The organism is Rhodanobacter sp. A1T4, assembly GCF_014207185.1.
Classification (GTDB): Bacteria; Pseudomonadota; Gammaproteobacteria; order Xanthomonadales; family Rhodanobacteraceae; genus Rhodanobacter.
Map to the genome: position 1 here is coordinate 425206 of NZ_JACHCP010000003.1, position 24041 is coordinate 449246.

The 24041-nt window shown below is 59.7% G+C and carries 20 protein-coding genes; 13 read left to right on the plus strand and 7 right to left on the minus strand.

Annotated features, from left to right (window positions below; all coding sequences use genetic code 11):
* Nucleotides 1–9: 9 nt before the first annotated feature.
* The 3 genes from HDE80_RS08200 to HDE80_RS08210 are packed head-to-tail and all read right to left on the minus strand — an operon-like array spanning nt 10 to nt 3764.
* Nucleotides 10–1569 (minus strand): NADH-quinone oxidoreductase subunit NuoF, encoded by a 1560-nt coding sequence (locus HDE80_RS08200; RefSeq protein WP_184669703.1) that lies wholly within the window; start codon nt 1567–1569, stop codon nt 10–12.
* Complete coding sequence (locus tag HDE80_RS08205; RefSeq protein ID WP_221437472.1) at nt 1566–2081, minus strand: formate dehydrogenase subunit gamma; 516 nt, start codon at nt 2079–2081, stop codon at nt 1566–1568. Before HDE80_RS08205 ends, HDE80_RS08200 begins: the two co-directional genes overlap by 4 nt.
* A 21-nt stretch (nt 2082–2102) precedes the next feature.
* Entirely contained in the window at nt 2103–3764 is a 1662-nt protein-coding gene (locus HDE80_RS08210) for an OFA family MFS transporter (protein WP_184669705.1), read from the minus strand.
* Between the two features lie 503 nt (nt 3765–4267).
* On the opposite strand from HDE80_RS08210, the gene HDE80_RS08215 reads away from it, so the two are divergent.
* Together HDE80_RS08215 and HDE80_RS08220 are read left to right on the plus strand one after the other, a co-directional pair.
* On the plus strand, nt 4268–5533 hold the full coding sequence (locus tag HDE80_RS08215) for a molybdopterin molybdotransferase MoeA (RefSeq protein ID WP_184669707.1): 1266 nt from the start codon (nt 4268–4270) through the stop codon (nt 5531–5533).
* A gap of 24 nt (nt 5534–5557) precedes the next feature.
* Nucleotides 5558–5902 carry a hypothetical protein gene (locus HDE80_RS08220; protein WP_184669709.1) on the plus strand — a complete coding sequence of 115 codons (345 nt, stop codon included), beginning with the start codon at nt 5558–5560 and terminating at the stop codon, nt 5900–5902.
* 43 nt (nt 5903–5945) lie between these two features.
* Here the strand turns inward: HDE80_RS08220 and HDE80_RS08225 are convergent, their stop codons facing one another.
* Nucleotides 5946–6485 carry a DUF2058 domain-containing protein gene (locus HDE80_RS08225; RefSeq protein WP_184669711.1) on the minus strand — a complete coding sequence of 180 codons (540 nt, stop codon included), beginning with the start codon at nt 6483–6485 and terminating at the stop codon, nt 5946–5948.
* A 294-nt stretch (nt 6486–6779) separates the two neighbouring features.
* Between HDE80_RS08225 and HDE80_RS08230 the strand changes: the two genes are divergently transcribed.
* Nucleotides 6780–8366, plus strand: coding sequence for a GMC family oxidoreductase N-terminal domain-containing protein (locus tag HDE80_RS08230; protein WP_184669713.1), 1587 nt, complete (start codon nt 6780–6782; stop codon nt 8364–8366).
* A 38-nt stretch (nt 8367–8404) separates the two neighbouring features.
* Here the strand turns inward: HDE80_RS08230 and HDE80_RS08235 are convergent, their stop codons facing one another.
* A complete protein-coding gene (locus HDE80_RS08235; RefSeq protein ID WP_221437473.1) occupies nt 8405–9016 on the minus strand; it encodes a GNAT family N-acetyltransferase in 612 nt (203 codons plus the stop codon).
* Nucleotides 9017–9179: 163 nt separating this feature from the next.
* Between HDE80_RS08235 and HDE80_RS08240 the strand changes: the two genes are divergently transcribed.
* Entirely contained in the window at nt 9180–9863 is a 684-nt protein-coding gene (locus HDE80_RS08240) for a metal ABC transporter permease (RefSeq protein WP_184669715.1), read from the plus strand.
* A gap of 33 nt (nt 9864–9896) precedes the next feature.
* On the opposite strand, the gene HDE80_RS08245 is transcribed toward HDE80_RS08240, so the two are convergent.
* Nucleotides 9897–12197: an FdhF/YdeP family oxidoreductase gene (locus tag HDE80_RS08245; protein WP_184669717.1), complete on the minus strand. Its 2301-nt coding sequence runs from the start codon at nt 12195–12197 to the stop codon at nt 9897–9899.
* Nucleotides 12198–12446: 249 nt separating this feature from the next.
* On the opposite strand from HDE80_RS08245, the gene HDE80_RS08250 reads away from it, so the two are divergent.
* The 6 genes from HDE80_RS08250 (at nt 12447) to HDE80_RS08275 (ending at nt 19894) form a co-directional block, all read left to right on the plus strand.
* Nucleotides 12447–12938, plus strand: coding sequence for a MarR family transcriptional regulator (locus HDE80_RS08250; RefSeq protein ID WP_184669719.1), 492 nt, complete (start codon nt 12447–12449; stop codon nt 12936–12938).
* 10 nt (nt 12939–12948) lie between these two features.
* Complete coding sequence (locus HDE80_RS08255) at nt 12949–15090, plus strand: FUSC family protein (RefSeq protein ID WP_184669721.1); 2142 nt, start codon at nt 12949–12951, stop codon at nt 15088–15090.
* Complete coding sequence (locus tag HDE80_RS08260) at nt 15080–15277, plus strand: DUF1656 domain-containing protein (RefSeq protein ID WP_184602155.1); 198 nt, start codon at nt 15080–15082, stop codon at nt 15275–15277. Before HDE80_RS08255 ends, HDE80_RS08260 begins: the two co-directional genes overlap by 11 nt.
* Nucleotides 15278–15287: 10 nt before the next feature.
* Nucleotides 15288–16310: an HlyD family secretion protein gene (locus tag HDE80_RS08265; RefSeq protein ID WP_184669722.1), complete on the plus strand. Its 1023-nt coding sequence runs from the start codon at nt 15288–15290 to the stop codon at nt 16308–16310.
* A 107-nt stretch (nt 16311–16417) separates the two neighbouring features.
* On the plus strand, nt 16418–17803 hold the full coding sequence (locus tag HDE80_RS08270; protein ID WP_345776426.1) for an efflux transporter outer membrane subunit: 1386 nt from the start codon (nt 16418–16420) through the stop codon (nt 17801–17803).
* 171 nt (nt 17804–17974) lie between these two features.
* Entirely contained in the window at nt 17975–19894 is a 1920-nt protein-coding gene (locus HDE80_RS08275) for an AI-2E family transporter (protein ID WP_184669727.1), read from the plus strand.
* Nucleotides 19895–19914: 20 nt separating this feature from the next.
* Here the strand turns inward: HDE80_RS08275 and HDE80_RS08280 are convergent, their stop codons facing one another.
* Entirely contained in the window at nt 19915–20763 is an 849-nt protein-coding gene (locus HDE80_RS08280; RefSeq protein ID WP_184669729.1) for a LysR substrate-binding domain-containing protein, read from the minus strand.
* 134 nt (nt 20764–20897) lie between these two features.
* Here HDE80_RS08280 and HDE80_RS08285 point away from each other — a divergent pair, with 134 nt between their 5' ends.
* From HDE80_RS08285 to HDE80_RS08295, 3 genes are all read left to right on the plus strand, one after another.
* Nucleotides 20898–21680: an alpha/beta hydrolase gene (locus HDE80_RS08285; RefSeq protein WP_184669731.1), complete on the plus strand. Its 783-nt coding sequence runs from the start codon at nt 20898–20900 to the stop codon at nt 21678–21680.
* Nucleotides 21681–22178: 498 nt separating this feature from the next.
* The gene (locus tag HDE80_RS08290) at nt 22179–23576 is read left to right on the plus strand and encodes an FAD/NAD(P)-binding protein (protein ID WP_184669733.1); all 1398 of its coding nucleotides are present in this window, start codon (nt 22179–22181) and stop codon (nt 23574–23576) included.
* Between the two features lie 214 nt (nt 23577–23790).
* A complete protein-coding gene (locus tag HDE80_RS08295) occupies nt 23791–24009 on the plus strand; it encodes a hypothetical protein (RefSeq protein ID WP_184602140.1) in 219 nt (72 codons plus the stop codon).
* Nucleotides 24010–24041: the final 32 nt, after the last annotated feature.

The window sequence follows — 24041 nt, forward strand, 5'->3', positions numbered from 1 at the left end:
GTTACCTCCTCAGGACGTAGCCGCTTCGGCGGCGCCCGCGAAATCTTCGGGGAAATGATCCAATGCGCTGAGCACGGGGAACGGTGCCATGCCGCCCAGCGCGCAGAGCGAACCACCCAGCATGGTCTGGCAGAGATCGCGCAGTAGCACTTCGTTGCGGTCGCGTTCGGCGGCATTGCCGGCTTTGAGACGGTCGATCACCTCAACGCCACGGGTCGAGCCGATACGGCATGGTGTGCACTTGCCACAGGACTCGATTGCGCAAAACTCCATCGCATAGCGCGCCTGCGCAGCCATGTCGACGCTGTCGTCGAATACCACGATGCCGCCGTGGCCGAGCATGCCGCCGATCGCAATGAACGCTTCGTAGTCGATCGGTGTATCGAGTTGGGAGATCGGAATATACGCGCCCAGTGGACCGCCCACCTGCACTGCGCGCACCGCTCGGCCACTGGCCGTGCCGCCACCATATTCCTCGATCAACTCGCGCAGTGTCAGGCCAAACGCGCGCTCGACCAGACCCGTACGCTTCAGGTTGCCAGCCAGCTGCATCGGCAGCGTGCCGCGCGAGCGGCCCATGCCGTAGTCGCGATAGAACGCAGCGCCCTTGTCCAGAATCGTCGGTACCGTTGCCAGTGTCACCACATTGTTGATCACCGTGGGCTTGCCGAACAAGCCTTCGATCGCTGGCAGCGGTGGCTTGAAACGCACCTGGCCGCGCTTGCCTTCAAGGCTTTCCAGCAGCGAGGTTTCTTCGCCACATATGTAAGCGCCGGCAGCCATGCGCACTTCCAGATGAAACGCCTTGCCGCTGCCACGTACGTTGTCGCCGAGATAGCCCTCGGTTCCCGCCGTCTGGATGGCCGATTCCAGCGCGCGCTGCGCGTGCGGGTATTCCACCCGCAGATAGATGTAGCCGTGCGTCGCACCGACTGCGAGTCCGGCGATAGTCATGCCTTCGATGAGTACGAACGGGTCGCCTTCCATGATCATGCGGTCGGCATAAGTACCCGAATCACCCTCATCCGCATTGCAGACGATGTATTTCTGTCCCGCCTGCGCATCCATGCAGGTCTTCCACTTGATGCCAGCGGGAAAGGCGGCACCACCGCGGCCGCGCAGGCCGGAATCGGTGACGGCCTGCACCACCTCGGGGCCGGTCATGCCGAGCGCAGCCTGCAATCCGCGATAGCCACCGTGTGTGCGGTAGTCATCCAGATTGCGTGGATCGACGATGCCGACGCGAGTAAAGGTAAGTCGTTGCTGGCTTTTCAGATAGGGAATGTCTTCGGTTCGTCCGAGACTCAATGCATGCATGCCGTTATGCAGGAAATTGGCCTCGAACAGGCCTGCGACATCGTCAGCTTGCACCGGACCGAAGGCCGCGCGTCCATGGGACATTTCCACTTCGACCATTGGCTCCAGCCAGTACAGACCACGCGAACCGTTGCGCACGATGCGGATATCGATATCGCGCCGTTTCGCTTCGGCGGCGATGGCCTTGGCTACCGCTTCGGCCCCCAGTGACAGGGCGCCTGCATCGCGCGGCACGTAAACCGTGATGCTCATGTTGCCTCCGCGGCCAGCCATGCGTCGAATTGCTTTGGCGTCATCCGGCCCTTCAGTTCCTCATCCACCATGATTGCTGGCGAGCAGGCGCAGTTGCCGAGGCAATAGACCGGCTCCAACGTATACGCGCCATCCGCGGTGGTCTCATGGAAGTCTACGCCGAGGCGCTGCTTGATGTGATGTTCCAGCGCCACGGCACCCATCGCCTGACAGGATTCCGCGCGGCAGACGTAGATGACGTGTTTCCCGGAGGGCTTGCTGCGAAAGAAGTGATAAAACGTGATGACGCCATGCACGTCGGCGCGCGAGAGGTTCAGCTCGCGCGCGATCAGCGGCACCGATGCCTCCGGTACATAGCCCAGCGCCTGTTGTACGCCGTGCAGCACGGGCAGCAAAGCGCCTGGTAGATCCTTTAGCCGGCCCGTGACTTCGAGTACTGCGGCGCGGATATCGTCGGGGATATCCGGCAGCATGCCCTGATTGAGTGCATTCGGATTGGCAGCACGTTTCATTGCATCACCTTCAAACATTTCTCAGAACAGTGCCGCGGCCTTTGCCAATGCAATGTACAAGCCGATCAGGAATGGCACGCCAACCGCCAACCACGCCAGCATACCGATGACACCGAAGCTGCCGCGCGCCGAGGTTTCGGCGCTGGACGTGATCAGGTCCTCGTGCTGCAGCGAGCGCTCATGCGCCAATTCTGCATCGCTCATGAAGACCGAATCCTTGACCGGCCGCACCAGCGAATTGCAGATCAGGCCCAGCAGCAACAGACCGGCCATGATGTACAGCGTGTGGTCGTAGACGAGGTTCTTGGCCACGCCGGCATCGATCTGCGTCTGGCGAATCGCGGCGATCAAGAACGGCCCGATCACGCCGGCTGCCGACCACGCCGTCAGCAAACGGCCGTGGATCGCACCCACCATTTGTGTGCCGAACAGGTCGGCCAGATATGCCGGGATGGTGGCAAAGCCACCGCCGTACATGCTGAGAATGAGACAGACCGTGGCCACGAACAGGCCAGCCAGTGCCAGATGCCCCCACGTCGGCAACAGACAATACGAAACGATACCCAGCACGAAGAACGTGTAGTACGTGCCCTTGCGGCCAAGCTTGTCGGACAGCGACGCCCAGAACAGGCGGCCGAGGCTGTTGAACAGGCTGATCAGCCCGACCAGTCCCGCTGCCGAGGCAACGACCGCCGCCTTCTGTGCTGCTGTGAGCGTGGCGGCCACGTCAGCCAGACCCGCCAGCTTGCCGCCGAACACGTCCTGCAGCATCGGGCTGGCCATCGAGATCACCGAAATGCCGGCAGTGACGTTGAGGAACAACATACCCCACAACAGCCAGAATTGTGGTGTTTTCCACGCACGGCTCAGATGCACATGGCGGCGCGTGATCATCGACTTGCCATCATCCTTGGCCGGTGGTGTCCATCCCTTCGGATACCAGCCATTGGGTGAGACGCGAAAACCCAGCGCGCCGCAGGCCATCACGATGAAATAGATCGCGCCCATCACCATCAAGGTCGATGCGACACCTTGCGCGCTGGTATCCGAGAAGTGCTTCATCAGTGCCACCGCCAGCGGCGCACCGATCATCGCGCCGCCGCCGTAACCCATGATGGCGAACCCGGTCGCCATACCGCGGCGATCCGGAAACCACTTGATCAGCGAAGACACTGGAGTGATGTAGCCCAGACCCTGGCCGACGCCACCGAGGACACCGCAGCCCAGGAACACCAACCAAAGCTGATGCGTCGACACGCCGATGCCACCGACAATCAGGCCGCCGCCCCAGCACAGCGCTGCGATAAAGCCGGCCTTGCGCGGCCCCGCATGTTCCAGCCAACCACCCCACAGCGCGGCCGAAATGCCCAGCATCGCGATAAACGTTTCAAAGATATGGGTGACCTGCGGCACGGTCCAGTTGCAGCCGGTGCTGGTCAGCGCTGCAAAAAAGCCGAGGTTGGCGCAGGTGGCCACGTCGGTGGTGGTCAGCAGCTTGGACATCGGCAGCCAGAACACCGAGAAGCCGTAGGCCATGCCGATGCAAAGGTGGATCGCCAGCGCCGCCGGCGGCACCAGCCAGCGATTGAAGCGCGGTCCTGCGATGGTGCGTTCCCTGGCGAAAAATCCGGGCTTGGCTCCTACTGCCGCTGACGAAACAACTGCTTCTGGTACCCCTGCCATGAGCGTTCTCTCATTGAGTTGAAGTATCCGGCGAATGTGCCGGGCGTTATTGTGGTGACATCAGCGCGTTTCACATGTCGGTTGGTTTCCAGGCAGCGTCAGCCCGCCAAATCGCTTCAGCGCTCAATCTTGTCGTCATCGTCTGCTTCCGTGCCTGAAGTTGAAGCCTGCAGAATGAGCATCCGCAGCAGACATCAATTTGTAACAATGGCGCCTACCGGTTAACGCGTTGCTTTCACCATGCTCATACCATGCACGTTCGACGTAGCAAGGATCACGCTGCAACGCAGTAAAACGATTTCACGTGATATGGCTGCGGTTGGTATAAGCGGTGCCGTTGGTAGCAAACCGGCCACTGGCCCACGAGCAGAGGTTGTCGAGTCCGGATGGTCAAAAGCCCGGTTCGTCTTCTCTCCATCCGTCGATGATGCGGTGACGCTTCTGCTGCCCGTGCGAAACTCGCGGCCTACTCAACGGTGTTGCCAGGCAATACATCACTTCTCATGATCGACTACACCAAGGCCCTCGAACTACTTCTCGCACAGACTTGTCGGTTGCCCGCCGAATTGTGTGCGCTCGATGAAGCCACTGGACGCGTGCTGGCCAGCGCCATCACAAGCCCCATTGCACTGCCTTCTTTCGATCACGCGGCGATGGATGGCTATGCGCTTTTCGCTGTCAAGCCGTTGCCTGCAGGGTCGGAGCACGCCGTCTATGGTTCGCAAGCCGCCGGTGATGTTGCGGGCAAAGCGCAACATGTCGATGGCGAGCAAGATGCTTGCGAGATCATGACCGGCGCGCGCCTGCATGAGGGTCTCGATGCCGTGGTGGCACTGGAGCGCACCGAATGTCTTGGCACTCATGCGGACGGTAAGCCGGCACGCATTCGCCTGCGTGATCCATTGCATGCCGGCGATAACGTGCGTTACACCGGTTCCGATGTCGCGCTGGGTGTGGAAGTGATGGCGGCAGGCACGCGTATCGAAGCGGCGCAAGTGATGCTGCTGGCTGCGCTGGGCATCTCGACGCTGGAGGTAGTCCGGCGCCCGCGTGTGGCGATCATTTGCACTGGCAAGGAGCTGCAGGCCGATGCGACCCAACCGCTGGCTGCCGAGCGCATCCATAATTCCAACGGGCCGTATCTTTGTGCTGCACTCGCCGCCGCCGGTGCGCAGGTGCTGTTTTGCGAGACGGTGGACGACACAGCGATCACTTTTGCCGATGCCCTGCAGCGCGCGATCGATGCCAGTGTTGATCTGGTCGTCAGTACGGGCGCGGTATCGATGGGTCGCTATGATTTCGTGCCTGAGACACTGCGTCGTTTCAATGTGCAGCTGTTGTTCCACAAGGTCGCGATCCGCCCCGGCAAGCCGCTGCTGTGCGCGGCAATGGCGAATGGCCCATTGATCATTGCGTTGCCAGGCACGCCGATGGCTGTCGCCGCGGGAATGCGTTTCGTCGTGGTGCCGGTCATGCGTGCCATGACCGGGCAGGGCAGCGAACACGCTTTGTTCGCCGTACTCGATACGCCCCAGCAACCCAAGGCCGGCCTGCGGCATTTTTTGCGCGCGAACCTGCACCAAGGTTCGGACGGCCAATTGCATGCCACGATATCGAATCAACAACAGCCGTTCCGGATTCGTCCATTTGCCGATGCCGACGTCTGGGTGGTTTTGCCGGAGGATGCGGGCGATTGCCCTGCTGGAGCGCGTGTCGAGATTGTCAGCCTCGAAGCGCATTCTCCGCCTCGCGTCCGATCATCGCCATAACCGCGCGCATGTTGGAGTGTCTTTATGAAACTGCAGATTGAGGGCCAGCATCTTCGAGTGCGTATCGATGAAGATGAGCTGGCGCAGCTGCTCGCTGGCGACGTTGTCGATGCACGCAGCTATTTCGCCGATGCGTTTGCGATAGGCTTTGAACTCGCACTGATAGACGCTGATGAGCCAAGGTTTGCCGGTCAGGCCGGCGCCTGGAGAATCGAGTTGCCACAAGTCCCCGTGCGTGAACATGTCGATCGTCTGCCGACGCGGGAAGGACTACGCTTCACACTCCCAGCGAACAACGGCAAGGATGAGCTGACGCTGCTTTTTGACGTGGATGTGCGCGATAGCGTGAGGCGGCGCAGGTCGCCCTGAAAACCCGCTCGGCCATTTCCCTTCCGGTATGAAGCGAAATCAACTACCAGATCAGATCGTCCGGGACTTCGAACTTCTTGTAGAACTCATCGTCATCGCTTTGGGCATTGCTCGTGTCTGGACGGTCATGATCAAGCACGATCATTGCTGCATCGCGTGCATACACTTTATCCGCCGCCAAGCGAGGCAGTAGTTCGTAACCCTGGTCATGACGAACGATCACCAGCGTACCGCTGGCAAGTTGGGCACGTAGAGGCTCGTTGACCAGAACGCTTTTGATCGCCTCACCGTCGGCGAAGCGGTAGGCAATTTCACCTTCGCGCTTCACTTTATGGCTCTCGACGATCTGGCGAACCTGCGCGCGCTGCTCGCTAGCGCGCGTCTGCGCATTGCGTTCGGCGGCCAGCGCACGATCACGTTCGGCGCGCTCGGCCTGCAGCCTTTGGGTATCGACGTGCTCATCGACCGGCGCCATGGGTGACTTGCTGTGCCGCTGTTTGGTCTGCTCGCGCACGACCTGCGCCGCCTTGGTCTTGTTGACCAGGCCCGCTTTGAGCAATTGTTCCTGCAGAGGATTGCGCATGAGGATCGAATGAGTGGCTTGGCGAAATCGCAGTGCATGATTGTAACGCCGCTGTGCCGATTCACCAGTCAGCGCAGGTCCCCGTCTACCGATGGACGAGCAGAAGGCAACAGATATTGCGCATTGCTCCTTCTTTCGGACTGCCGAACCATGCGGTTTTCACCAATTGTTTCCATGCTGCAACGAAGCGTGGAATCGCCAGGAGCGTGTGCTAGCGTCCGGCCTACCCAAACATCCGCTCACCCGGATTATGTCGCGTGGCCATTGGCCGCGGCGCTCATCAAAGGCTCAGCCATGTCATCTGTTACTGCCACGTTTGATTACATCATTGTGGGTGCGGGACCGGCGGGTTGCGCTACAGCAGCGAGGTTGGCAATAGCCCGCCCGGACAGCACGGTGCTGCTGCTGGAAACCGGGCCGGCCAAGAGCGGCGTTTTGTCGGATGTGCCGCTTGGTGTGGCCGGTCTGGTGCCGTTCCAGAATCCGCGAAATTATTCCTATCGCACGGTGCCGCAACCGGGCCTTGGTGGCCGTCGCGGGGTACAGCCGCGTGGCCGCGGTGTCGGTGGCTCCAGCCTGATCAACGCGATGATCTATATGCGCGGTCAGCATGAGGACTACGACGACTGGGCAAACGCCGGCGCCACCGGCTGGTCGTGGCGTGACGTGTTCCCGTATTTTCTGCGTGCCGAAAACAATGAGCGCGGCGCCAGTGACTGGCATGCGACGGGTGGACCGCTCAACGTCGCCGATCTTGCCAGTCCGAGTGAATGCGCGTGCCTGTTTGTCAAAGCCGCTGAGCAATGCGGGCATCCGTTGAATCCGGATTTCAACGGCGCGACGCAGGAAGGCGTGGGGCAGTATCAGGTTTTCCAGAAGCAGGGCAGCCGCTACAACGCAGCGCGTGCTTATATCGGCGGTCTGGCGCCGAAGAATCTCACGGTCATCGCTACCACCCAGGTGGAACGGGTGTTGATCGAGCAGGGGCGCGCCACCGGCATTCGCTGCGTCGATGGCAAGATGTTTGTCGCACGCGCTGAAGTAGTTTTGTCCGCGGGCGCTTTCGGCACGCCACAGTTGCTGATGATGTCCGGTATCGGGCCGGCCGATCATCTGCGTGCGATGGGTATCGATGTACTCCATGACAGCCCCGAGGTGGGTGGCAATCTGCAGGACCATCTGGATTTCACTATCTGCCGTGCAATCAACGATCGAGAGTTGCTCGGAATCGTGCCCTCGGTCATTCCGCAGGTGATTCGTGCAATCAAGCCGTACAAGAGCGGCACCGGCATGCTCACCAGCAACGTGGCCGAGGCGGGCGGCTTTCTGAAAACGCGCAAGGAACTGGATCGTCCGGACATCCAGCTGCATCTTTGCATCGGCATTGTCGACAACCACAATCGCAAGATGCACATGACGCGTGGTCTGAGCCTGCATGTCTGCAATCTGCGGCCGGAAAGCCGCGGTGTCGTGCGCCTGGCCTCAAACGATATCCGCAAGGCGCCGATGATCGATCCAGGCTATCTCTCGCATCCCGGTGATCTGGATACGCTGCTGGCCGGCGTGCGCATCGCCCAGGACATTCTCGCGGCGCCCGCGTTTGCGCGCTATGCGGGCAAGACGTATTACAACGCGGACAGCACGGACGAAAACCTGCTGCGGCAAAGCATTCGTGATCACGCCGATACGATTTATCACCCGGTCGGCACGTGCCGCATGGGTAGCGATGCCATTGCGCCGATCGATCCTCAATTGCGCGTGCGTGGTGTCAGCCATCTGCGCGTAGCCGATGCGTCGATCATGCCATCGCTGATATCGGGCAATACGCAAGCGCCCAGCGCGATGATTGGCGAGCGGGCGGCTGATTTTATCGCTGGTTGAAGTATCGGCGTTAGTGCGGGCTGATCGCGAGCGATGGCCTAAAGCGGATCGCCGATATGTTTCCAGTAAATCTTCGTGCCCGTCAGTCCGCCGTGTGGTTTCAAAGCGTAGTCCGGGATTACACCGGCGAGAGTGAAGCCAAGGCCGTCGTACAACGCTGATGCGCCGCCGTCGACGGCGGTATCGAGCACCAGCACGTTGCGGTGGTTTTTGATCGCCATGGCTTCGGCCGCATGCATCAGCGCAACGGCTATTCCTTGACCCCGATGGCTGAGCCGGGTCATCAGCTTGGCGATTTCGGCCCGGTGCGGCTGATTGGGCGGACAGTCGAGCAGCACGGTGACCGTGCCAACGATCATCTCGCCATCCCAGGCACCCAGCACAACGCGTTTGCCTATGGCCGCGGCTGCCAGCGAGTCGTTCCAGAATGCTTTTGCCGTTTCGGGGGCGAGCGGATGCATGAAGCTGACTGAGCCGCCATTAGTGACTACCTCGACGATGATTTCGCTGAGCATGTCGACGATCTTCGGCGACGCGCTCAAGCTCGTGATTTCGATCCTGGACATTGGTGCTGACTCTTGTAGGCAGAAAATAAATTGCGTGATATGCCCGCGAGTTTCAAGGGGGGCGTCATCGGCGCGGTTGGACAAGAGCGATTCACGCGGCTTTGTATTCAAAGATTCACGATGCCCGGGCAAGAAGCACGCTGTTGCTTATACCTATCGACAAGCATGTAACCATTTGGCGGTCGGGAACGAATGCCGTTGGCAGGATTGTTAATCGCAAATCCACTTCCCAACCAAGGACAGACACATGAACATGATTACCCTCAAGCGCAAGGCGATGCTTATCGCGATGGCAACCGGTCTTTCGGTCGTGGCGATCGTGCCGGCGGTTGCTGCCGATCAGCCGGCTACACCGGTGCATATTCGCGGCACCGTGCTCGATGTGAGCAGCACCGGTTTCACCGTACAGACCTCCACTGGCCCGCAGACCATTGCCATTGCGGCAGAAACCAGGGTAACCGGCATCGTGCCGAGCAGTCTGGACGCCATCAAGGCGGGCACCTTCATCGGTACGGCCAACGTCCCGGGTGCTTCTGGCGCCCGCGCGCTTGAGGTGGTGGTGTTCCCCGATGCGATGAAGGGTACTGGCCTTGGAGACTATGCCTGGGATCTTCCGGCCAAGGGCGGCACGGCTTCCGCCATGACCAATGGCACCGTCAAGAAGATGAACCATGGCGGCACCATGTCGGCGATGACCAACGGCACCGTAAAGACGTCGTCCGGCAGCGGAGCACGCACCCTGGTTGTCGATTACGGCAAGGGCGAAAAAACCATCAATGTGCCGGCCAACGTGCCAGTCGTGACCTTCCAGCCGGTCGACAAGACCGCCATCGTCAAAGGTGCACACGTATTCGTGGTCGGCAAGCCGGGTAGCCCGGTGAATGCCGGACTGGTTGCCGTTGGCCTCAACGGTACCGTGCCGCCGATGTAATGGAATGACCTTGGTCTCGGCCGATTGGCGGCTTTAGGCGGCTTGCTTGGCTGCCACGATTTTCACCGGTACCGACTTGTAGGACGGCGTACCGGAACGCTCGTCATGGTTTTCCAGCGCAACCAGTGAATTGCCTTCCGGGTAGTACATTGCCACGGAGCCTTTGGCAATGTCGTAGGCCACGGCGGTGTAGCCGCGCACCGCCCGCGGGTCGCTGCCGTTGGCTTGACTGGCAACCGTTTCGACGTCGATGCGGTCGCCGTGTTGCAGGCCGCGGGCAGCCAGGTCGCTGGGGTGAATAAAGATCACATCCCTCCGGCCGGTAATGCCGCGGTAGCGGTCGTCCATGCCATAGATCGTGGTGTTGTACTGATCGTGCGAACGGATGGTGGTGAGCGTTAGCGCATCTTTCGGTTCTGGACCGTCCTCATCCAGGCCCTTGCCGATAAGGAAGTGCGCACGCTTGTCGGGTGTGGCCCAGACGCGTTCGCAGGCGGCTATATACAGGCGAAACCCACCGGGTTTGCGCACGCGTTCATTGAAGTTCTTGAAGATCGGGAATACCGCTTCGATGCCGTCGCGAATCAGGTCGTAGTCGTCGACCATTGCCTGCCAGTCGACTCTGGTGTCCGGCAGTGTGGCCTTCGCCATCATTGCGATGATGGCAGGCTCGGAGCGCAGCATTTGACCGGCTGGTTTCAGTCGCCCTTGCGAGGCGTGCACCATCGACATCGAATCTTCTACCGTCACTGACTGAAAGCCGCCAGCCTGCAGATCGAGTTCGGTACGGCCAAGGCACGGCAGGATGATCGACTCGCGCGCCAGGATCAGGTGCGAGCGGTTGAGTTTGGTTGCGATATGAACGGCCATATCGAGCTTGGCCATCGCGGCAAAGGTGGCCTCGGGATCGGACATCGCCACGGCCAGATTGCCACCAAGGCAGATCAGCACCTTGGAGCGACCATCACGGATCGCCTTGACCGCATCCACTGCATCGTGCCCATGCGCGCTCGGCGGCGTGAAGCCGAAGCGATTCCTGATGCCGTTGAGCAAGTCGTCGTTGGGTTTTTCAGTAATGCCCACTGTGCGATCGCCCTGCACGTTGGAGTGCCCGCGCAGCGGACAGATACCTGCGCCCTCGCGACCGATATTGCCGCGCATCAGCAGCAGGTTGGCGATGTGATGCACGTTCTCGGTGCCGTGCTTATGCTGGGTAATACCCATGCCGTAGCAGACGATCACGCGTTTGGCATTCACGTAAACCGATGCGGCTGCTTCGATATCGGCCTGGGATAAACCCGACTTGCGCTCAATGGTTTCCCATGTCGTGGCATTGAGATCGTCCACCAGCGTGTCGAAGCCGACGGTGTGCTGCGCGATAAAGTCATCGTCCAGCTTGCCGGGTCCGCCGGCTACGCGGTCGGCAGCATCGTCGGCCAGCACGTATTTCATCATGCCCTTGAGCACGGCCACGTCGCCGCCGACCTTGACCTTGTAATAGGTGGAGGCGAGCTGAGTGGCGTTGCCCGTGAGCATTTCAGCCGGGCTTTGTGGCGAGACGAAACGTTCCAAGCCGCGCTCAGGCAGCGGATTGAACACGATGATTGGTACTCCGCGCTGCGCGACTTCGCGCAAGGTACCCAGCATGCGTGGATGGTTGGTGCCCGGGTTGTGACCGATCGAGAACAGCGCGTCGCAGTGGTCGAAATCTTCCAGCGATACCGTGCCCTTGCCGACGCCGATCGACATCGGCAGGCCCACGCTGGTCGCCTCGTGGCACATGTTGGAGCAGTCGGGAAAATTATTGGTGCCGTACTCCCGCGCAAATAACTGATACAGAAACGCCGCCTCATTCGAGGCGCGGCCCGAGGTGTAGAACTCGGCCATGTTCGGATCGGGCAGGGCACGCAGGCCGACGCCGATGCGCTGCATGGCTTCTTCCCATGAAACTTCGACGAAGGTATCGCTGGCTTTGTCGTATGCCATCGGATGGGTAAGGCGACCCTCGTCTTCCAGCGCGTGGTCGTGCCAGTTCCAGAGTTCGCTGATCGTATGCTTGGCAAAAAACTCGGGCGTCGCACGCTTTGATGTGGCTTCCCAGCTCACTGCCTTGGCGCCGTTTTCGCAAAATTCGAATGACGAGGTGTGCTTCGGGTCGGGCCACGCGCAGCCGGGGCAATCAAAACCGTTCGGCTGGTTCATCCGGCGCATGGCCGAGGTTTCGCGAACCACGGCCATCTGCTTGCTGATGGCGCCGGCTACCGCGCGCAGCGCCCCCCAGCCACCGGCAGGGCCGTCGTATTCGCCAACACCGGGAACCTTTTTGTCATTCATGGAATGTCACCTTGTTCGATGCAAAACGTGTCGACAGTGCGAATTGCTGCATATGCACACATGGTACGACATGCGCGGAATATCGTTTGCTCAACGGATGTCCGCAGGCAGCGAGCTACTCATCTTCTTCGTGCCCTGCGTCAGCGTCGCCTCGTCGAATCCGGCATAAAGTATTCATGCGGGCGAATATGTTTACAAACATATATTACACATATATACTATATTTACTTGAAATAAAGGATGCCGCCAGTGAGCAGCTTTGCACCGACCGAACAGCGGCTTGTCATTACCTGCAAGCGGTATCCACGTTTCCCGATGGGTCCCGGCGTGCTGGCACGGCTGATCAAGCACATTCATAAAGCCTTGCACGATGACGTCAATGCGCTGCTCAAGCCCTACGGCATCAATCACCCCGAATATAACCTGCTGATGATGATTTACGGCACCGAAAGCGGCACGATGCTACCGTCGGAACTGGCTGAAGCGGCGGGGGAGAAATCGGCCAATATCACACGCCTGACCAACGAGCTTTGCGAAAAGGAGCTGATTGCCCGCGCCAGCAGTGCTGGCGATCGCCGCAAGGTCGAGTTGAGCCTGACGCCGGCCGGCCTGGCCTTGATCAACAGCTTTCTTCCTGATGTCTGCGGCCTGCTGGAACGCCAGGGCCGTGATTTGAGTGCGATCGAGCAAAAGCAGTTGGAGAAGCTGCTGAAAAAGATGTTGAACGGCTTGACCAGCTAAGGCACATCGGATGTCAGCAAACCCCGCCACCATGACTGCACCGACAACGCGCACCGTCGTTGTCGACACGTTGCGCGACGAAGCCGGCGTATGGTTGTTCGTGTTCAAGACGCTGCTGGCTTATTACCTGACGGGGTGGCTTGCGATGCGCTTTTCGCTGCCGCAGCCGTCGAGCGCCATGCTCACCGTGATCATCGTCGCCAACCGGCAGTCGGGCATGGTACTGGCCAAGAGTTTTTATCGCGGCATCGGCACGCTGGCCGGTGCGGTGGCTGCGTTTGTCATTGTGGCCTTGTTCCCGCAGCAGCGTGAACTGTTTCTGTTGGCGCTGTCGCTGTGGATCGGTGTTTGCGCAGGCGGTGCCACGCTGTATCGCAACTTCAAGTCGTATGCGTTTGTGCTGGGCGGTTATACGGCAGCGATCATTGCCGTTCCGGTCATCAATAATCCGCCGGCCGTGTTTGATTCCGCCGTGGCGCGTATCAGCGAAGTATTGCTTGGCCTGCTGGTCAGCGGCGTGGTGAATGATGTCGTTTTGCCCAGCCGCATGCGCGACGTGCTGCGGCGTAGCGCACGCGCGCAGTTCGCGCACTTCATCGGTTTTGTCCAAGGCAGCACTGGCGGCACCATTGCGCGTAATGCCATGGAAAACGCACACCTGCGCTTCGTGCGTGATGCGGTGACTCTGGAAGACCTGCGCAGCTCGGTAATCTTTGAAGACGCCGAAGCGCGCGCACGCAGTGGCCACCTGCAACTGTTCAATCAGCGCTTCATGGCTGCCTCGACAAGCTTTCAGTCGCTGCATCACCTGATCAATCGACTGCAGCGCAATGGCCATGAGGCGTCCGCAAAAGCACTGATCGCACTTTACGCGCCGATTGGAAAGGCGCTCGATGCGCCGATCGAGGCCGGTGCCGCTTCCTACGTATTGCTGCCGCGTCTGGTCGAGGCACGGCAAACCATGCAGAAACAGGCGCCGGCGCTGCGCCAGAGTTTGACCGACGCTGCCGCGTTGCGCGATTTCGATACCGGCGCCACCTTGTTGAACCGTTTTGCCGATGAACTGCATGCCTACGTGGAAACGGCGGCATCGCTGCAGGCGCCGCGCCTGATCCTGCGCTCGCCCGAGCGCGTGCGTTTTGAACGTGGCAACGATTTTGCCAGCGCTGGACTGGCCGTATTCCGTACCACGCTGACCATGCTGGTGCTGGGTGCTTTCTGGATCTACTCGGCATGGCCGATGGGTGCGAGCGCCATGCTCATCGCCACCATTTTTGCCGGCCTGTTTGCCACGGCACCCAATCCGGCGCGAGTCACCCGATCGGTGCTGATGGGCTATGCCACAGGCATGGTTGCGGGCTTTGTATGCGTGTTTTTTGTCCTGACGAAAATGGAAGGCTATATGTTGCTTGTTGCGGGCTCGGCACCATTCTTGATGGTGGGCTTGGCGATGCTCATGCGGCCGTCGATTGCCAGCTATGGGCTGGGTTATTCCATGGGCTTTGTCTACATCCTGGCGCTGAAGAATCCGATGGTGTTCGACCCCGCCAACTTCATCAATGACACCATTGCGCAAATCATCGGTGTGAGTGCAGCGTCGCTCGCTTTCATCGTGGTCCCTCCGGCGATCGGTAGCCACTGGCTGCGTCGACGCCAGCTTGAACGGTTGCGCCGACAGGTGACGCTGGCGGCAGAAGCGCCGCTTGCCGGACTGCGCCATCGCTTTGAGAGCGTCAACCACGATCTCTTCAGCCAGGTTGTTGCGCAGACCGAGCCCGGCAGCACGGACTCTCGTGCATTGATTGCATGGACCCTGGCCGTGCATGAAACCGGCCGAGCCCTGATCGAACTGCGCCAGGATATGGGCAGCCATCCCGTGCCTGCCGAAGTTGATCGATGTGTCAATCAGGCGATCAACGCATTGGCCCGTTTTTATGAGCATCCGGATAGCGCTGGGTATGCACGCACGCGCGATGCCGTGGCTGCCGCTATCGACATGGCTGACAGTGAAGCAAGCGCCCGTCCGCTGCTAGATCATCTGCACCTGATCCGGCTTGCCTTGCTGGATGGTGAGTCCGTGCTCGCTGATTACATGCCCGATCACATCAGGCCGGTTGCACCGGCTCCCAAGGAGATCGCTGATGCCTCGTGAAATTGCCCTGGGTGATGCGCTGGTGCCGGGCCTGCTGGTGCTGTTTGTGTTCTCACTGGCGCTGCTCTGGCTGTTCGACTGGCTGGCCGGCCACTTTGGACTCTATCGCCTGGTCTGGCAGCCACCGCTGTTTCGGCTGGCCTTGTTTGTCTGTGTCTTTGGCAGCGCTGCGCTGCTCCTGTTCTGAGAGTGATGCCATGAAAATTGCCACGCTGATTCGTTTTGCTGTGACTTTCGTTGTCGTGCTTGTCGCAGTACTCGTCGCGCACGCGCTGTGGAAGCACTATATGTACTCGCCGTGGACGCGCGATGGCCGCGTACGCGCCGAGATCGTGCGTATAGCGCCCGACGTGTCCGGACTGGTGACGCAGGTCAACGTCATCGATAACCAGACGGTCAAGAAGGACCAGTTGCTGTTTGTGATCGACCGTGCGCGTTATCAGAATGCGTTTGACCTGGCCAATGCCAACGTCGGTGCGGCACAGGCCGTGGCGCGTGCTGCCCAGGCCGGTGTGGAGGCGGCATCGGCCGGCGCAGTACAAAGCAAGTCGAGCTACGACATGGCGTCCGAGCAATCCAACCGTCGGCAAAAGTTGAACGACGTGGTATCCGATGAAGACCGCGCCGATGCCAAATCCGCCGCTGCCACGGCACGTGCCGGGTTCAACCGCGCGCAAGCTGGCATGGATCAGGCCTTGGCCAGTCAGCAGCAGGCGCAGGCCTCAGTAACCCAGGCGAAGGTGGCGTTGGCTGCCGCGCAGCTCAACCTGGATCGAACCGAAGTACGCGCGCCAACCGACGGATACATCACCAACCTCGCCATACGCGTCGGCGACTATGCCAGCGTCGGCGTGCCGCGCCTCGCACTGATCGACAGCCACTCCTACTGGGTCTACGGCTATTTCGAGGAAACCAAGCTACCGCAGGTGCATGTCCACGATTCAGTCGATATCCGTCTGATGAGTGGCGGTGTGCATCTGCACGGAACGGTGCAAAGCATTGCCCGTGGTATTACCGATGCTGCCAATCCCACCGGTTCTGATCTGCTGTCCGATGTGAATCCGACCTTCAACTGGGTGCGACTCGCTCAGCGTGTGCCGGTGCGCGTGGATATCGATACCGACCATATGCCGGCGGGAACCGTTCTCGCCGCGGGCATGACCGCCACCTTGATCGTGCATCCGCATAGCGCCGACAGTGCCGTAGTGGCATCGCCATGAGTGTCCATGACATCAAATCACGAAAGTTTTTCCGCACCGCAATGCTCGTGCTCAGCATTGCACTAGCCGGCTGTGTCAGTAGTGGCGGACTGCATACGACGGGCACGATGACTGATTCCGCCAGCCTAAAAAATGAGCGTAGCCTGGCCCAGGTACCACTCAGTCCGACCGCGTGGCCAGCGCAAGATTGGTGGGTCGGCTTCGGCGATTCGCAGCTCAATACACTCATCGCCGAGGCGTTGAAGAACAACCCCACACTCGCCGATGCCGAAGCACGCGCCAGACAGGCACAGGCCGTGGCCGACAGCCTGAATGCCGCCCGTGATCCGCAGGCGGATCTAAGCGCCAGCGCCGTAGGAGCGCGGCTCTCCAGCAAGGATCCGGTCTATCCCGAATATGCGCTGGGATCCTTCGCCTGGGCCAAGTCGGTGACGGCGGGATTCTCGTGGGATCTGGATCTCTGGGGCGGCAAACGCGATGCCTGGGAAGCTGCGCTGGGGCGCAGTCGTGCAGTGCAGATCGATGCGCACGCGGCGCGCATCCAGCTGTCGGTGAACGTGGCGCGTGCCTATGTGCGGCTGGGCTATGCCTTTGCCCAGCGGGATGTAGCCGATGCCGAACAGCAGCGCGCCAGTAAATCGCTCGCGTTGACCCGCCGGTTGATTGAGGGCGGCCTGGGTACGACGCAGCAGGCGTACCTGGCCGATTCCCAGGTGGCCAGCGCCGAGCAGCAGAAAGTGCAGGCCGATCGTGCCATCGATGCCGCGCGCAGCAGTCTGTCCGTGTTGCTTGGTCAGGGTCCGGATCGCGGCCTCGCCATCACCCGACCGCAGCTGCTCGATCAGGGCATGGTCGCGTTACCGGATCAGCTGTCGGTGGGCTTGCTGGGGCGTCGCGCCGATCTGGTGGCCGCGCGCTGGCAGGTCGAAGCTGCAGCGAAAGACATCAAGGCGACGAAGACCGAGTTTCTTCCCAATATCAGCCTCAGCGCGATGGCCGGTGTGGTCGCTGTCGGCGACAGCACGAATGTCTTTCAGTTGCCGGCACGGACCTTCAGCATTGGTCCGGCACTCAGCCTGCCGATCTTCGACGGCGGCCGACTGCGCGCCAAGCTTGCCGCTACTGACTCGGTCTACGATCAGTCGGTAGCACGCTACAACACGCTTCTCGTTGCGGCGCTCAATGACGTGTCGGATCAGGTCTCTGCATTGAAATCGGTGCGAACCCAGATCGATCTGGAGAAACGTGCGCAGCAGGATGCCCAAAAAAGTTGGGAACAGGCAATCACTGCATACAAAGGTGGTGTCAGCGGGCCACTCGTGCCCCTGATCAGTCGTCAGCAGTTGCTGCTGACCGATCAGCGCACTGCAGCGCTGGAAAGCCAGCAAGCCGATATTTCTATCCAGCTCATCGAGGCACTGGGCGGCGGCTATGGCGTCGGTGACTCAGTCGATCTGGATCATGCAGAGGCGGCAGGGCAGGTGTCTCGATAAGTGCATGGCCGCACTACCGGCCTACCAGCGGGCGATGGAGAGGGGCGGCGATAGGCGTTCAAGACTGGCGCTGGATTTCTTTGGACGGCTCTGCGGTTTCCAGGCCTTGTAGCTTGTAAGGTAGCAACCTGATCAGTCGTGTTTGAATCCTCAACGATCAGGAGCCCATACATGCCGTCTGCATCAGATCCGCTTCTCGTACCGCCCGCACATTCACGGGCGATAGCGATCATCACTACGGCCACCGTGCTGGCGTTGCTGTATCTCGGCAGGGAAGTGCTGGTGCCGATCACGCTGGCCCTGATCCTGAGTTTGCTCGTCGCACCGCCGGTGCGCTGGCTACGCAAGATCGGGCTGGGTCATGCGCCGTCCGTACTGATCGCAGTGCTGGCGTTGGTGATGTTCCTGGTGGGCTTGTCGACGATAATCGGCTCGCAGGTCGCGCACATGGCCACCAGCCTGCCGCAGTACGAGGCGACGGTCCATAACAAGATCGATGCCTTGAGCAAGCTGACGGCGGGTCGCCTCGAAGCGATGCAGGATGAAGCGGGCCGTGTACTGAATCAGTTTGGTGATCGCACGGCAGAACTAGCGAATGAGCCTGCCGACGCACAGCAAAATCTGAAGGCCTCCACCAGTGTCGTTCCGGTGGAAATCCGTACCGCACCGCCCAGCCCGATGGGCGTGGTCGGCCGCATTTTTTCATCGATATGGCCACCGCTGCAGACGGCTGGCATCGTGCTTGTGGTGCTGATCTTCGTATTGCTGGAGCACGAGTCGTTGCGGGATCGCTTCATCCGCCTGGCGGGTGGGTCGGATTTGCGCGCCACGACGGAAGCGATCAACGATGCCGGTGAGCGCCTCTCGCGATTTTTCGTTTCGCAGTTTGCGGTCAACTTTGGTGTCGGTGTGGTGATCTGGCTCGGTCTGGTGATCATCGGCGTACCCAATGCGCCGTTATGGGCCACTCTTACCGCGATTCTGCGTTTCGTGCCTTATGTAGGTGTTTGGCTGGCGGCGATTCTCGCCACTCTGCTCGCGGCCGCGGTCGATCCCGGCTGGTCATTGATGCTGATGACGATCGGTCTATATATGGTGGTCGAAACGGTGGTTGGGCAGCTGGTGGAGCCACAGCTGTATGGCCACACCACCGGGTTGTCGCCGTTGGCGGTGGTGGTCGCTGCGATTTTCTGGAGTTGGTTGTGGGGGCCGGTCGGACTGATCATGTCGACGCCGTTGACGTTGTGCCTGGTCGTCGCCGGGCGGCATGTCAAAGCGCTCAACCTGCTGGATATCCTGCTTGGCGACTTGCCTGCGCTGACCATGCCGCAGCGCTTTTACCAGCGTGCGATTTCGGGCGACTCCGATGAAATCATCGCCAGTGCGCGCGTTTTTCTGAAGCGAAAATCCTTCGCGGCTTACTGCGATGCCGTGCTGCTGCCGGCGCTGCAGCTCACCCGCATCGACTTGGTGAATGGCCTGATCAATCCGGAGCAGCAGGTCATCGTCCGCAGCGCCATCGTGCGAGTGATCGAATCACTCGGTAGTCATGGACGCAGGCATTCGAGTTGGCGTCGTTCCGCCTCGGTACTCGAGGGATCGAGTATCGGTCAGGTCCTGCGTCAGCGGCGCGAAAGCGTCAGCGGACGCTGGCAGGGTCCGCTGGTAGTGGCGCCGCGATCGGTAGTCTTGTGCACGGGCCTCGGCACGATTGGCGATGATCTGGCTACTGAAATTCTCGCACGTATCCTGCGTGATCTGAATATCGATGCACGTCACCTGTCGATCCAGGATATCGAAGCGATTGAAGCCGATCCGCCGCTTGAGGTCACCCGTGACGGCATCTCGATGGTCTATATCGTCAGTGCGGCACCCGGCAAGGAAAGGGAAAACAGCGCGACGGTGGCCAGCGAAATGCGTCGCCGGTTTTCTGACGCATGCATTCTTGCCGTCCTGTTGCCTGCGCTGCTGGCGCTGCCGGAAATCACGCTTCCGGACTCCGGCGTCAACCAGGTGGTGAACTCGCTCGAAGAGGCCGCACAGCAGGCCATTGCCCGGTTTCCGGGTGGCAGAAAAAACACCCAATCCTGAGTGAGCTGGCTGGCGATCCATCAGAGTTCGTTAGCAGCATCGGTGAGGACCATCTCCAGTGCCAACGCGGCTTGCGATACCGAGGGCTGCCGGTCAATCACATATTCCAGAACGCCAAGTTCGGGCAGGCCTTGGTCAAGACGTACCAGACCTTCCGGAATGACATAGCCCGCAAATGCACTGATGCCGAGCCCCGCCATGACCGCCGCCTGGATCACCATGACGTTGCTGCTGACGATGGCAATCCGGTACGGTCGATTGACAGCCTTCAAAGCCTCGAAAATGCGACGGCGGGCAATGCTCGGCTCGGGATGCACGGCCAGCGGTATGATCGATTCGCCACCGTTCAATGGTGAAGTAGGGCTCCCGCACCAATACAAAGGTTCCGTGCGGACGACCGTGCCGCGCTGGCTGCCGCTGAGACGTTTGGCAAAAACCAGATCGTGCCGACCTTCGTCGAGTTCACGAAATAGATCACCACTCATGCCCGTACTGATGATCAGTTCGACCTCGGGATTACGCTGCACGAAACTGGCCAGCGCTGTCGTCAGACGAGTGGAGGCGAAATCTTCGGGAAGGCCGACGCGCACGGTGCCATTCAGCGGTGGCCCGCACAGGCTTGTCATCGCCTCATCCATCAGCGAAAGAATTCTTTCTGCGTAACGATGCAAGGTCTCGCCTTGAGGCGACAGGCGCACGTTGCGAGTATCCCGTTCAAACAGTGGCTGGCCGACCAGATCTTCAAGCCGACGGATGTGCTGGCTGACCGTGGACTGCGAAAGGCTTACTTGTTCCGAGGCGACGGTGAAACTGCCGGTCTGGGCGACGACGACAAAGCTGCGGAGAAGCTCGGAGGGTAATGGTCGCATTGGAAATCCCTCTGAATCGCTTCTGATAACTTCATAAATCGACTGAGTCGCAGCAGTTACGATCGATTCGCCTGATGAATATGGACCGCCGGCAGTCTAAACGATAACTCCCTACATCCCCCAAGGACACGATGATGAAGATCAAAAGCAAAAAGAGCATTTTTCTATCCGCAGCGTTGACGCTGGGCATGAGCGCATTGACCGGCCAGGCGATGGCAGCAACACCGGTGCACAATATCGTTCTCGTGCATGGCGCATGGGTCAACGGCAATGGTTGGAAGCCGGTCTACGACATTCTGGTAAAGGATGGCTACCACGTGTCGGTTGCGGAGCATCCGCTGACGTCATTTGGCGATGACGTAACCGCCGTAAAACGGATTGTCGACATGCAGGATGGTCCGACCATTCTCGTGGGCCACAGCTATGGTGGCGCGATCATTACCGATGTCGGCAACGATTCGAAAGTCGTAGGTCTGGTTTACATCGCCGCACATGCGCTCGACCAAGGTGAAACCGAGGTTGCCAATGGCAAGCTTTTCCCCAATGCCATCAGCAAAACCAACGACGTCAAGAAGACTGCCGATGGCTTTCTGTATCTCGACCCGGCGCGTTATCCGGCAGACTTTGCTGCGGATCTGCCGCTGAAACAGGCCCAGTTCGAGGCGAATGCGCAGGAATTGACCGCGGCATCCGTATTCAACTCACCGGCCGGTCAGCCTGCCTGGAAAACAAAACCGAGCTGGTACGCCGTAGCGACGTCCGATCACATCATCAATCCTGATCTCGAGCGGATGTACGCCAAGCGCGCCCACAGCCACACGATTGAAGTGCAGGGAGCGAGCCATTCGGTTTACGAGTCGCACCCCAAAGAAGTCGCCGGCCTGATTGAACAAGCGGCGACCCACGCCGTTCCATAAAACGATCGACGCGCGCCGGAATGTGTAACGGCGCGCTGGCGGCAATACGCTGCACGTGCTGACTATCTGCGTACTGTCCGACTTCCTTGGCTGGCACATCACTTACTTCGAGTTCGAGGTGACTCAGAAAAACCTGGGCGCTTTAAATAGACTTGGCCGTACGCAAACGACGCAGAAGAAAATCTGCATCATCTATCCGCGCAAGACACCTGTGTTGCTTATGACCGTTGCTTACGATGACGGTCCATAGTCGATCACTTATCGGTTTTCGGAAAATGCTGGTCGAGCAACTCATATGGGGTGCAAAAAAGCTACGCGCGTTGCGAAAGTACATTGCGCTCTGGTGCTATGCCAATGACCATTTGGCATATCCACATGGCCTTTTCAATTCCTTTGGAAGAGCGAAAAAATCATACGCAAGTTTAACGATGCGCGTGTTTGACTGAAGTCGAAGAAGCACCACAACACACGTTGTGCGCAACTAGGTGGGGATAGGCTATGACAGACATCGCAATCATCGGTGGTGGCGCCGCAGGCGCTGCCGTATTTGGTGAACTCGTTCAGCACAAGCGCGCCTGCACGATTCACTGGATCGTCGGTGCGTCATCACCTGGTCGGGGCGTGGCATACAGCACGGATGACGACCGTCACCTGTTGAATGTTCGCGCCGACAAGATGGGACTTTTTCTGCACCAGCCCTACGATTTTCTGGAGCATGCGAGTGGCGAGCTGGCGAGCGTCAGCGGCTCGGATTTTCTTCCTCGCCGTCTATTTGGCGATTTTGTCCAGGCCCAGGTCGCTGCGCTCATCCATTCTGCGCGTCAACAAGGACAATCTGTGGAGATACATCGCGCGAGCGCGATAGACATCACTCCAGCGGGCGATGACCGGTATAGCATCGCCTTGCACGATGGAAGAAGGATTGAAGTGGATGGCGCTGTCTTGGCGCTCGGTGCGCTACCGCCTCGTGCTCTCAGATGTGTCACATCAGAAGCTCGTGAGAGTGGCGCATACAAACTCGATCCCTGGAACCTGGCGAGCGACGCGCGCAATCCGCGTCGAGTCGTTGTCATCGGCACCGGGCTTACAGCAGTCGACACCCTCCTCACGGTATCTACGCGTTGGCCTAACGCCCAGATGGTTGCCGTCTCCCGGCATGGTCTCTTGCCCTCGGTACACGCCCGAGACGGGTTTGATCCATATCCCGATCAGCAAACGCTCAACAACGATCTTCTAAGCACTCCTAGCATTCCGCAGATCGTCCGTAAGATTCGACGCGCGATTACCGAACATGCCGGAGACTGGCGTAGCGTCGTTGACGGTCTACGGCCGATCAACAGTCTCCTTTGGCAGGGCCTTACAACAAGGCAGCGGTGGCAGTTTCTGCGGCACGTGCGCTGGGTTTGGGAAGCAGGGCGCCATCGAGTACCCCCGGCGTCACATGGGGCGATCGAACAGCTGCGTGAAGAGGGGCGATTAGCGATTCTGGCTGCGAGGGTGCTACGTGTCGAGGGCAGTGCGCCGTTGCGGCTGACGATCCGTGATCGTGCTTCTCAGCTGAACAGCATCCTGGAATCCGATCTCGTCATCCAGGCGACAGGTCTGGACACGGCTTGTGCATACACAGAGCATCCTCTGATATCCCGGCTTCTGGAAAATGGGATGGTGGTGCCAGACCCTCTCCAGCTCGGTATAGCCACTGAAATAGACGGCCAAATACTGAGCCGCGATGGCAGAGCTCAGCCAGGCCTATATGCGCTTGGCTCACTGCTTCGTGGCGGCTTATGGGAATGCACGGCCATGCCGGAGATTCGTAAAGCGGCACACGGTGTGGCCAACCGACTGACCGACACGGTTCTACCATTCGGCGTCGTCGGCGGTGCTTCTTCGAGATAGGTCCCGGGTTCAACTAAACGCAATACAACATTGACGGATAGAAACCTAGGTCAGCGGGACTACCCATGCATCATGAGTTTGATGCATGCCTTTTGTGCACAAGCTTGGTAGCACTCATTGAGTGCGAGGTCACACCAATATCACCGTATGTATCTACCTTCGGTATTCCCGATCCTCCTGTGGATCGGGAATACCACTGATGAAGGAACTATCCATGAGCGACCAGCACGAAATTCATCATCATCACCACGAAGCAGCCAAGCACCTTGACGAAGCAGCCAAGCATCATCGCGAAGCAGCCAAGCATTCAGAAGCTGGCCATCACGAGCAAGCGAGCCAACACGCCCATTTGGCTCACGGCCACAAACTTCACGCCATTGAGCACGCCGAACACGCTGCAAAGAAGCACGCGCACAAGCACAACGGTCATTGATTGACCCAGCATGTGGCCTTTGGTGTGTCCAA

Coding starts and splice junctions, on each gene's coding strand:
- HDE80_RS08290 (WP_184669733.1), top strand. CDS start 22,179: ATGACAGACATCGCAATCATCGGTGGTGGCGCCGCAGGCGCTGCCGTA.
- HDE80_RS08275 (WP_184669727.1), top strand. CDS start 17,975: ATGCCGTCTGCATCAGATCCGCTTCTCGTACCGCCCGCACATTCACGG.
- HDE80_RS08255 (WP_184669721.1), top strand. CDS start 12,949: ATGTCAGCAAACCCCGCCACCATGACTGCACCGACAACGCGCACCGTC.
- HDE80_RS08270 (WP_345776426.1), top strand. CDS start 16,418: ATGACTGATTCCGCCAGCCTAAAAAATGAGCGTAGCCTGGCCCAGGTA.
- HDE80_RS08265 (WP_184669722.1), top strand. CDS start 15,288: ATGAAAATTGCCACGCTGATTCGTTTTGCTGTGACTTTCGTTGTCGTG.
- HDE80_RS08210 (WP_184669705.1), bottom strand. CDS start 3,764: ATGGCAGGGGTACCAGAAGCAGTTGTTTCGTCAGCGGCAGTAGGAGCC.
- HDE80_RS08285 (WP_184669731.1), top strand. CDS start 20,898: ATGAAGATCAAAAGCAAAAAGAGCATTTTTCTATCCGCAGCGTTGACG.
- HDE80_RS08260 (WP_184602155.1), top strand. CDS start 15,080: ATGCCTCGTGAAATTGCCCTGGGTGATGCGCTGGTGCCGGGCCTGCTG.
- HDE80_RS08280 (WP_184669729.1), bottom strand. CDS start 20,763: ATGCGACCATTACCCTCCGAGCTTCTCCGCAGCTTTGTCGTCGTCGCC.
- HDE80_RS08215 (WP_184669707.1), top strand. CDS start 4,268: ATGATCGACTACACCAAGGCCCTCGAACTACTTCTCGCACAGACTTGT.
- HDE80_RS08295 (WP_184602140.1), top strand. CDS start 23,791: ATGAGCGACCAGCACGAAATTCATCATCATCACCACGAAGCAGCCAAG.
- HDE80_RS08200 (WP_184669703.1), bottom strand. CDS start 1,569: ATGAGCATCACGGTTTACGTGCCGCGCGATGCAGGCGCCCTGTCACTG.
- HDE80_RS08240 (WP_184669715.1), top strand. CDS start 9,180: ATGAACATGATTACCCTCAAGCGCAAGGCGATGCTTATCGCGATGGCA.
- HDE80_RS08205 (WP_221437472.1), bottom strand. CDS start 2,081: ATGAAACGTGCTGCCAATCCGAATGCACTCAATCAGGGCATGCTGCCG.
- HDE80_RS08220 (WP_184669709.1), top strand. CDS start 5,558: ATGAAACTGCAGATTGAGGGCCAGCATCTTCGAGTGCGTATCGATGAA.
- HDE80_RS08245 (WP_184669717.1), bottom strand. CDS start 12,197: ATGAATGACAAAAAGGTTCCCGGTGTTGGCGAATACGACGGCCCTGCC.
- HDE80_RS08230 (WP_184669713.1), top strand. CDS start 6,780: ATGTCATCTGTTACTGCCACGTTTGATTACATCATTGTGGGTGCGGGA.
- HDE80_RS08225 (WP_184669711.1), bottom strand. CDS start 6,485: ATGCGCAATCCTCTGCAGGAACAATTGCTCAAAGCGGGCCTGGTCAAC.